The organism is Amycolatopsis nivea, assembly GCF_004522235.1.
Classification (GTDB): Bacteria; Actinomycetota; Actinomycetes; order Mycobacteriales; family Pseudonocardiaceae; genus Amycolatopsis; species Amycolatopsis nivea.
Genome location: NZ_SDLT01000096.1, coordinates 1 through 2,761 on the forward strand (window position 1 = coordinate 1; position 2,761 = coordinate 2,761).

At 69.3% G+C, this 2,761-nt stretch carries 2 protein-coding genes; both read left to right on the top strand.

Annotated elements, in window-relative coordinates; all coding sequences use genetic code 11:
• The first annotated feature begins 152 nt into the window (after positions 1 to 152).
• Positions 153 to 1,787 (top strand): IS21 family transposase, encoded by a 1,635-nt coding sequence (gene istA / locus EIZ44_RS44345; RefSeq protein ID WP_043833242.1) that lies wholly within the window; start codon positions 153 to 155, stop codon positions 1,785 to 1,787.
• The gene (gene istB / locus EIZ44_RS44350) at positions 1,784 to 2,584 is read left to right on the top strand and encodes an IS21-like element helper ATPase IstB (protein WP_043833244.1); all 801 of its coding nucleotides are present in this window, start codon (positions 1,784 to 1,786) and stop codon (positions 2,582 to 2,584) included. Before istA ends, istB begins: the two co-directional genes overlap by 4 nt.
• Positions 2,585 to 2,761: the final 177 nt, after the last annotated feature.

The window sequence follows — 2,761 nt, forward strand, 5'->3', positions numbered from 1 at the left end:
TGGCCGTGGCATCGTGATTTGGCCCCGGTTCGGCATTGCGTGCAGGACCCACCGATCGGGGGAATTCGGGCTCGTGGTGTGCGAGTCGGTCGGTCGAGCGGAGGTTTCTGGGCGGACAGTGCCGGGGAGGGGCCGTCCGTGTGGGAGCCGGGATGGTGTCCAGGGTGGAGTTGTTCGCGCTGATCCGCCGTGATGCCCGGGTCGAGGGGCTGTCGGTGCGGGCGTTGGCTGAGCGGCACGGGGTGCATCGCCGGACGGTGCGGCAGGCGCTGGGGTCGGCGGTGCCGCCGCCGCGGAAGACGCCGGTCCGGTCGTCGCCGGTGACGGGTCCGTTGCGCGGTGCGATGGATGCGATGCTGCGGGAGGATCTGGACGCGCCGCGCAAGCAGCGGCATACCGCGCACCGGATCTGGGAACGGCTGGTCGACGAGCACGACGCGACGATCGCTTATCGCACGGTGTCGAGTTACGTCGCGAAGCGGCGTCCGGAGATCGCGCTGGAGGCCCGCAGCCGCGCGGGCGTGGTGGACGGTTTTGTTCCGCAGACGCATCTTCCGGGACAGGACGCCGAGGTCGACTTCGCCGAGGTCTGGGTCAACGTCGGCGGCGTCGACACGAAGTGCTTCCTGTTCACGTTGCGGATGTCGTTCTCCGGCAAGGCAATCCACCGGGTCTATTCTTCTCAGGGGCAGGAGGCTTTCTTCGCCGGGCATGTTGCCGCGTTCGCCGAGCTGGGCGGGGTTCCGGCCGGCGAGATCCGTTACGACAACTTGTCTTCGGCGGTGCGGCGGGTCTGCTTTGGACGGTCGCGGGTCGAAACTGATCGCTGGGTGCTGTTCAAATCAGCTTACGGGATCACGAGTTTCTATTGCATGCCAGGCAAAGAAGGCGCTCACGAGAAAGGCGGAGTCGAGGGCGAAGGCGGCCGGTTCCGGCGGCGCTGGTTCGTCCCGGTCCCGAAGATCGCCGACATCTCCGGTCTGAAGGGCGTCAACGACAGGCTCGCCGCGGCGGACCTGGCCGAGGACGCGCGCCACGTCGACGGGCGGGCCGCCACGATCGGGCAGGACTTCGCCTGCGAAGCACCGCTGCTGGCGGCGTTGCCGTCCGACGAGTTCGACATCGCGCTGACCACGACGCCGCGGGTCGACCGCTACGCCAGGATCACCGTCCGTCAGGCGCTCTACTCGGTCCCGGCGAGACTGATCGGGCAGACGGTCCGGGCCAAGCTCGACGCCGAAGAACTGGTCGTCCTGCACGGGGCCGTCGAGGTCGCGCGGCATCCGCGGCTGACCACCAAAGGCGGTCAGCACCTGGTGCTGGACCACTACCTGGAGGTCCTGGCCGGCAAGCCGGGTGCGCTGCGGGGAGCGACCGCGCTGGTCCACGCGCGGGAGAAAGGCTGGTTCACCGCCGCCCACGACGCGTTCTGGGCGGCTGCCCGGGCCAAGCACGGCGACCAGGCCGGGACCCGGCTGCTGATCGAAGTTCTGTTGCTGCACCGGCGAATGGCTCATGCGCACGTGCTCGCCGGGATCCGCGTCACGCTGGAGGCCGGGTCGGTCTCGCCTGACGTGGTCGCGATCGAGGCCCGCAAACACGCCGCCGCGGCCGGCGACACCGCGGCGGTCGACCCGCCGAGGCCGCAGCGCAGCCGCAGCAAGGTCGTGTCGCTGCCCGACCGCCGCCGCGACGCCGAACTGCCGCCGGACTCCCGGCCTGAGCCGTCGGTCGCCGCCTACGACCAACTGCTGCGCAATCCGTCGAGGAAGGGAACCGCGTCATGACCCGCACCACCGCCCGCGGCCGGGACCAGCTCACCGAGGAAGCCGCCGACGCCGCGATCGAGCAGGCCTGCCGGATCCTGCGGCTGCCCACGATCCGCGACCGGTTCGGCGACCAGGCCGCCGCCGCAGCCCGGCAGCAGGCCACCTACAAGAGCTTCCTCTCGGAGCTGCTGTTCATCGAGTGCGAGGACCGCGAGGTCCGCCGCAAGGCCCGCCTGGTCAAACAGGCCGCGTTCCCGCGCGCGAAACGGCTGGAGGACTTCGACTTTGCTGCGAACCCGAACGTCCCGCCGGCGCTGGTCCACACCCTCGCCAAGGGAGCCTGGATCCGCGCGGGGCAGCCGGTCTGCATGATCGGGGACTCCGGCACCGGCAAGAGCCATTTGCTGATCGGGCTCGGCACCGCCGCAGCGGAAGCCGGGTTCCGGGTCCGCTACGTCACCGCCGCCGCGCTGGTCAACGAGCTGGTCGAGGCCGCCGACGACAAACACCTGTCCAAGACGATCGCCCGCTACGGCCGCGTCGATCTCCTTTGCCTTGACGAGCTGGGGTATTTGGAGCTGGACCGGCGGGGCGCGGAGCTGTTGTTCCAGGTGTTCACCGAGCGGGAGGAACGCTCGAGCATCGCGATCGCGAGCAACTCCGCGTTCAGCGAATGGGCCCGCACCTTCACCGATCCCCGGCTCTGCGCCGCGATTGTCGATCGCTTGACGTTCGACGCGTCGATCATCGAGACCGGCACCGAATCCTTCCGGCTGCGCACCACCAAACGCCGCCGCAGCACCCGAGCCAGCTAACACGACCACCGCTTGACCAGCGGAAACAGTGCGCGGAGATGGGGCCAAATCAGAGTGCCGGAACCGCTCGCCACGACCGCAGGTGGGGCCAGATCAGAATGCCGACCGATCACACAACCCGGCAGCCGGGGCCACTTCAAGATGCCGCACCGGAGCCAATTCAACTTGCCGAAACCA